Raw genomic sequence first — 6,708 nt, forward strand, 5'->3', positions numbered from 1 at the left:
AGGAGGCCGCGCAGTGGGTCGAGTACTGCAACGGCTCGGCCGACACCGAGTACGGCAGGCTCCGCGCCGCGAACGGGCATCCCGAACCCTACGGCGTAAGGTACTGGGAGATCGGAAACGAGCTCTGGGGCGACTGGCAGATCGGCCACTGCACCAGGGAGGAGTACGCGAGCAGATACCGGGCCTTCCACGAGGCGATGACCAGGTCCGATCCGAGCATCCTCTTCATCGCCAACGGGCACGAATGGCTGCCCTGGAATGAGTCGGTTCTCCGGGAGAACGCTTCGACGGTTCGCTCCCTCTCGATCCACACGCTCATCGGCAACGCGATTCCCGAGGGCACGTCAGCGGACGTGGTCTACAACTCCCTGATGGCCTACACCCACTGGTACGAAGGTCGTCTCAGGGCGATGGGCAAGCAGATGTCCGACGTGGAAATCGCCGACCCGAAGATCGCCATCACGGAGCTGCAGATATTCACCAATCGCGGGGAGTGGCCGGCAAACTGGAATCAGTCCGAATCCGTCTTCTACTCGGGAATCGTCAACAGCGCGATCCGCACCGGCATCGTCGAGATCATCACTCATTCCGCCCTGGTGAATCACGGCGGCGGGCTCTCCAAGTGGCGCCAGGTCGTGTGCGAGCAGCCGGTATTCCTCGCGCGCAAGATGTACGCCGCTCAGCCCGCACGCATCCCCGTCCGACTAACGGTCACCTCCCCAACCTTTGACACGCCCCAGCTTCCGGGGATGCCCGCCGTCGAGAACGCGCCCTATCTCGACGCGGTCGCGTTGGTCACCGATTCCGGCAGTGAGTTGACCCTGCTCGTTACGAACCGCCATCCGACTGAGGCGCTTACCGCCGAGATCTCTTTCGAAGGCTTCGCGCCCCGGTCGAGCGTCACCATCGAGACGCTCGCTTCCGGGAGCTACCTCGACGCGAACAGCCCCGGCGCGCCCGACGTAGTGAGGATCAAGCGGTCCGTCGCCCGGACAAAGGCCTCGGGTCTTACGCGGTCGTTCCCGAAGCATTCGCTGACGAGGCTGCGGTTCAGGCGGGAGTAGAACGCGGGCCGCAGCCGGATGGAGGACACCACATGAATACCGTGCAGCGCCTGCCGGATTATGACGTCGTCGTGGCGGGGGGCGGGCCCGCAGGGGTCTGCGCCGGACTAGCCGCCGCGCGCGCCGGGATGAAGACACTCGTCGTCGAGCAGTTCAACTGCCTCGGTGGCATGTCAACGATCGGCATCCACCAGAAGATCGCGGTCTACAACGGCGCCGGGGGATCGCCCCGCATCGTCGGGGGCATCGCGAAGGAGATCGCCGACCGGGCCGTGCGCGACTTCGAGGCCGAGTATCGTCCGGGCGGGCTCTTCGTCGAAATCGAGGGCTTCAAGTACCTCCTCGACCGGATGGCGGAGGAAGCAGGCCTGGACCTTCTGTACTACACGCTGGTGACCGACGCCGTAGTGGAGGACGGGGCGGTCGCCGGGCTCACCCTCACCAACAAGTCCGGGACCTTCTCCGTCGCCGCGAAGAGGTTTGTAGACTGCACCGGCGACGCCGATGTCGCATTCCGCGCGGGATGCCGCATGATGCACGGGCGCGCGGAGGACGGACGGATGCAGCCCGTGACCCTGATGTACCGCGTGGGAGGCGTCCACTGGCCGTACACCGAGCGGTACATGCACGACCACGACCCGAAGCTCCAGGACTTCTGCAAGCGCGCCGCCGAGGCCGGGCTGATGGGCCCATGGCAGAGCCAGCTCATGGGCTTCTGGTGGATACCCTCCCGCCCCGACCAGGTCGGCATCAACTTCACCCACATGCACCTCGACGGGAGTTCCGCGTTCGATTTGACGAGAGCTGCGATCGAGGGACGCAAGCAGGTCCGCGAGGCGGTCGAGGCCATGCGCGCGATGATCCCCGGCTTCGAGAAGAGCTACCTCATAGACACCGCCGCGCAGATCGGCGTGCGGGAGACCCGGCGGATCTTCGGCGAGTACGTGCTTACCGAGGACGACCTGAAGGGGCAGACGATCTTCGAGGACAGCATCGGGCTGGGGGCAGCCTTCGTAGACATCCACAACACCGAGGGCCCGGGGATGGACAGGCGCTCAGGCTTCGATTTCCCCGCGGGCGGGTACTACTCTATCCCGTATCGGTCGCTCGTGCCGGAGAGCGTGGACAACCTGCTCGTCGCCGGCCGATGCCACAGCGTGACCCACGAGGCCGCCGGCTCGACCCGCTGGATGACGCAGTGCATGGTGATGGGCCAGGCGGCGGGAGAAGCGGCCGCCCTCAGCATAGAGGATTCGGCCGCCCCGCGAGGGATCAACATCCCCACCCTGCAGGAACGCCTTGCCTCCGGCGGCGCGGTCCTGCGCTGAACCGGCGACGGGAGCCCCGCCGGCGTTTTCTACGGGTTGCCCGTAGAACGCTCGGTCGCCGTCGGCGTTTTCTACAGCCTGCTCGTAGAACCCTCAGACGCCGTCGGCGTTTTCTACAGCCTGCCCGTAGAACGCTCGGTCGCCGTCGGTGTCTTCTACAGCCTGCCCGTAGAACGCTCAGACGTCGTCGGTGTTTTCTACAGGTTGCCCGTAGAACGCTCCGGACGACCCCAGGAAGGCGCGAGACCCTTCTTTTTCCCCTACGGCGAGCCATAATAAGTGGGTGGAGAGAGTCGAGCGGTGGCGATGCGGGCCGCTCAGCAGTAAGGAGGAATCCGCTATGGCGGGCGACTACATCCCGCACGCTGAGAACGACTTGAGGTTGTGGGCATCGCGATTTGCCGGGTTCGTGCAAGCGCATTCGGAGGAGATGGGGATCAGCCCGGGCGAGCTGGCCGAGATTCAGAGCGCTAATGAGACGTTCCAGGAGGCGTGCCTGCGGCATCAGGAGGCGCGGAGCGAGCTTGGGGCGGCTCATGCGGCGAAGGCGGGCGCGCGGAAGGCGCTGCTGAGCCGGATGAGATCGCTGGCGATGCGCGCCCGGTGCAGCCCGCACGTGGAACATTCGGCGAAGGTCGCGATGGACCTGGGCGGCGGCAAGTGGAACGGGCGCTCCCCGCTCGAGGAGAGTCCTGACAGGCCCTCGGCGATCATAGACATCCGTCAGAGGCTGACTCATGTCTTGCGAATCCAGAACGAGACCACTACGGGGCTCAGCCGCGCCCGCCCGCAGAACGCGACGGGCTGCGAGGTGTGGCGGGTGATCGGCGACCCAGGGGACGGAAAGACGGAGATGCGCTTCATCGGGCTGGCGACGCGGAGTCCGTTCGTTGTGCGGCTGGCGGAGGAGGATGCGGGCACGAAGGTGAGCTACCGGCTCAGATGGACGAACCGCCGGGGGGAGAAGGGCTCCTGGAGCTCGACGGAGACCGCGACTGTGGCCGGCTGAGTGCATCGCGTATCAAGAGCACAGAGCATCCGGACGGGGAAATCCGCGGCCTCAGGTCTCGCAAGGGAGCCTGTCCCGCGCGCAGGTTCATCTACAGTCGTGGCGAACCGCATCATACGGGAAACCTCCGATTGGCCCCTGACCCCTGCGCTCTTCTCGTGCCCGGCCTACCATACCACTCGATACTTCAAGAGCGTCCAGAGGGCGACCACTCCGTCCCACCAGCCGATCTTCTTGCCCTCCGCGGCGGTACGCGCCTCGTAGCGGATGGGGACCTCCACTATGCGAATCCCGCGCCGCAGTACCTTGGCGGTGACCTCCGGGCAGAACTCGAAGCGCCGGCATGTGAGCGGGATACCCTGGATTACCCCGGCGCGGAACGCCTTGTAGCAGGTGGCCTCGTCGGTGATGCGCGCGCCGAAGAGCGTCGAGGCGGCGAGGGCGAGCACGCGGTTGGCGATATAGTTCGCCGGGCGCATCCTGGGGCGCGATGAGAGGAAACGCGAGCCGTATACGACGTCGGCCTCTCCGCTGAGGATCGGCGCGATCATCGCGGGATAGTCATCGGGGTCGTATTCGAGGTCGGCATCCTGGATGATGACGACATCGCCCGTGACGTGCGCGAGGGCGGTCCGGATCGCCATCCCCTTCCCCATGTTTCGCTCGTGGAGGACGAGCCGGACGGGAACCTCCCCCTGCCCTTCCGCGGCGCAGATGGATGGGTCAGAGATGCTCTGGAGGAGTTCGCGCGTGCCGTCGGCGGAGAAGTCGTCTACGACGATGATCTCCTTGACGACGGGCGACCGGCGCACGCGAGCGACAGCCTCCTCGATGGTGTCGCACTCGTTGTATGCGGGGATTATGACGGAGAGAGTCTTCATATCGGATTGCAGCCGCCGATCAACGCGGATGGGCGCGAGTCCCGATCACGGTCTGCTGTTTGCCTCCCCGCTTCCTCGCCCCAGAAGCCGCTCGACGCCGAGGACGAATGCCACCGCGATGGGGATGATCGCCGGGTAGAGATACCTCCCCTGCGCCTGAAAGTATGTCAGGTTGAACCGCACGAATGCGGCGAACACTAGAAGGACGACCGCCGCGTAGACGATGAGTACGTCCCTCCGCAGAGCGGCGACCGGCCGGATGCTCGCGATCAGGGTTACGATGGAGAACCCGGCGAGCGTCAGATAAACCCACGTCGGCATGAAGACGTTCATGTGCCCGAAGACTCCCCAGAAGCTCGCGAACGTCCACGCGCCGACGAGCAGGAAGTATCCGCCCCACCCCAGCCCTCTTTCGACGACGAAGAACTCCGGGCGGGCGGTGTGCGTGAATGCCTCGTTGAAGAGCGACATTGCCAGGGGATCGCCGTAGAGCATCGCGTTGCGGACGAGCCACCATCCGCCGACCGCCAGGCTCACGCCCAGCATGAGCGCCGACTGTGTGACTGCCCGCGACGCCCTGAGTGTTCCGCGCCGCCAGAGTATCAGGTAGACGAGCAGTGAGGCGGGGAAGAGCAGAATACAGGTAGTCCTCGAGAGCAGTCCGAGACCGAGCACGAGTCCGAGCGTCGCGGACGCGCGCGTGTTCGGGCCGGATACCAGCATCCTGGTCATGAGCAGCAGCGCCAGGCCGAAGATAAGCTCGGCCAGGATGTCGTTCGCCACGGAACTGCTGAGAGCGAGGTGCATCGGCAGGAGGGCGACAGATCCCGCGCAGGCGATCGCCGTGCGCTCCCTGTCGGGGAGCAGAGTCCTGACCGCCGCGAATACTGCGAGGATCGAGAGCGCGCCCAGGACAAGGGACAGCGCCCTCACCCCGATGTCTCCGCCGATCAGGTAGAAGGGCACACCCAGGGCGTAGTAGAGCGGCGGCTGGTGGGCCTCGTAGTCGTCCCGGTTTTCGGGAGAGAACACCGGCAAGCGCCACTCGTCCGCGAGGTGTCGGACGTAGACGCCATGGTACTTCTCGTCGGGCGCCGCCCCGTAGGGCGTGTGCATCCAGAACCCGATGCCCAGCATCAGATGCACGAGGATGATTGCCGCCAGCCATATCCGCACAGATACTTTCATGGTGAACGCACCTCGTAGACGGTCACCGTCTCGCGCGACTTCTGCGAGCTGTAGACCTCCAGCAGCCGACCTCTCCCTATCGCCTGGAAGATCATCTGCTCGTAGGGTTCGTCCCCCTTCATGAAAGCCCAGTTGATAATCGCATGGGTATACCCCCTCTTGCGGAGGAAGCGCACCATGTCGCCGTCGGAGCGGAAGGACTGCCAGGGGATCAGTTGGTGATGCCCCGGATCGGCCCAGATATAGGCCCTCTCGAGGTAGAAACCCCTCGGCTCCTTGAAGAGCAGGACTTTCGCATCCGTCGGCGTCGAGCTGTTGATGAAGGCCTGGGCGTCGTATGGGGCCAGCGTGCGGGAAAGATATGACTCCGCCGACTCCAGACCGACCGCCACCCTCGCGCCGTCGACCACCAGCAAGATGCTTGTGAGCATCCCGACCGCTACGCAGATCACCACGAAGATATCGGCGATGAAGCGCCCGATGCGCCAATGGCTCAACGCTACCGCCGCGCCGCAGCCCGCGAAGATACTTAGAAGCGGCAGGACGGTTATCATGTAGCGCGCGTTCTGCATCAGAAAGAACCATGCTGAGACGAACACCGCCGAGACAAACGCGATCCGGAGCAGGGACCTCTCCATCCTGCCCGCCAGGATGGGCAGGGCAAGCAGTCCCAGGAAGGCCGGACCGATGAGACCGAAGACCGCAGGGAAGTCGTAGAACCTGAAACCGTTGACCGTGAGATTCCACGGGGCAGCGAGGAACCCCACCGCCGAGCGGCCCATCCCCATGGACTGCTGTGCGGCGCGGTACAGATCAGCGTCAGCTTGAGTCCAGTTGCGCCCGCCGAAGACGTTGAAGAAGAAGGGGTATACCGGGTTGCCGGTGTAGAGCCACGTCTTGACATACCAGGGCGCGCCGATGAAGGCGGCAAAGAGTCCGGCGAGCGCGGCGCACTTCAGTCCCGTGCCCCAGCCCTTCGATCTGCCGGCCCAGAGCGCCCAGAGGCAGATCGCCGCGACCGGCACGACTGCGAGCATCTTCGTGCCGAGAGCGAACCCGCACATCACTCCGGCGACCGCGAGCCATCCGCGTTCCCCCGCTTGTTCCCAGTTCAGGACGGCATACACGGCGAGGAGCACGAACATCCCGGTGGAGAGATCGGCATACGCGACGCCGGCCTCCCAGACGACGATGGGAACGCTCATGAAGAGCAGCGCGCCGACGGATCCCGCTGTGCG

Annotated in this window: 6 protein-coding genes; 3 read left to right on the plus strand and 3 right to left on the minus strand. The window is 65.1% G+C overall.

The genetic code is table 11. The features are described from left to right. The 3 genes from KBC96_15230 to KBC96_15240 form a co-directional block, all read left to right on the plus strand. A partial coding sequence (locus KBC96_15230) for a hypothetical protein (GenBank protein MBP6965745.1) occupies positions 1–1,064 on the plus strand: 1,064 nt, incomplete at its 5' end. A 32-nt stretch (positions 1,065–1,096) separates the two neighbouring features. After that, positions 1,097–2,392, plus strand: a complete 1,296-nt coding sequence (locus tag KBC96_15235) for an FAD-dependent oxidoreductase (protein ID MBP6965746.1) — start codon at positions 1,097–1,099, stop codon at positions 2,390–2,392. A 340-nt stretch (positions 2,393–2,732) separates the two neighbouring features. Then, positions 2,733–3,401, plus strand: coding sequence for a hypothetical protein (locus KBC96_15240; GenBank protein MBP6965747.1), 669 nt, complete (start codon positions 2,733–2,735; stop codon positions 3,399–3,401). Between the two features lie 167 nt (positions 3,402–3,568). On the opposite strand, the gene KBC96_15245 is transcribed toward KBC96_15240, so the two are convergent. The 3 genes from KBC96_15245 to KBC96_15255 form a co-directional block, all read right to left on the minus strand. Next, positions 3,569–4,282 (minus strand): glycosyltransferase family 2 protein, encoded by a 714-nt coding sequence (locus tag KBC96_15245; GenBank protein MBP6965748.1) that lies wholly within the window; start codon positions 4,280–4,282, stop codon positions 3,569–3,571. Positions 4,283–4,327: 45 nt separating this feature from the next. Beyond that, entirely contained in the window at positions 4,328–5,470 is a 1,143-nt protein-coding gene (locus KBC96_15250) for a glycosyltransferase family 39 protein (protein MBP6965749.1), read from the minus strand. Further along, positions 5,467–6,708, minus strand: a 1,242-nt coding sequence (locus KBC96_15255) for a glycosyltransferase family 39 protein (GenBank protein MBP6965750.1), incomplete at its 5' end; no start/stop codon positions are given. The genes KBC96_15250 and KBC96_15255, both read right to left, overlap by 4 nt.

The sequence above is a fragment of the Armatimonadota bacterium genome (assembly GCA_017993055.1).
Classification (GTDB): domain Bacteria; phylum Armatimonadota; class UBA5829; order DTJY01; family DTJY01; genus JAGONM01.

Bases quoted from the DNA above. Each gene is read 5' to 3' on its own strand.
- KBC96_15235 (MBP6965746.1), top strand. From the start codon at position 1,097: ATGAATACCGTGCAGCGCCTGCCGGATTATGACGTCGTCGTGGCGGGG.
- KBC96_15240 (MBP6965747.1), top strand. From the start codon at position 2,733: ATGGCGGGCGACTACATCCCGCACGCTGAGAACGACTTGAGGTTGTGG.
- KBC96_15245 (MBP6965748.1), bottom strand. From the start codon at position 4,282: ATGAAGACTCTCTCCGTCATAATCCCCGCATACAACGAGTGCGACACC.
- KBC96_15250 (MBP6965749.1), bottom strand. From the start codon at position 5,470: ATGAAAGTATCTGTGCGGATATGGCTGGCGGCAATCATCCTCGTGCAT.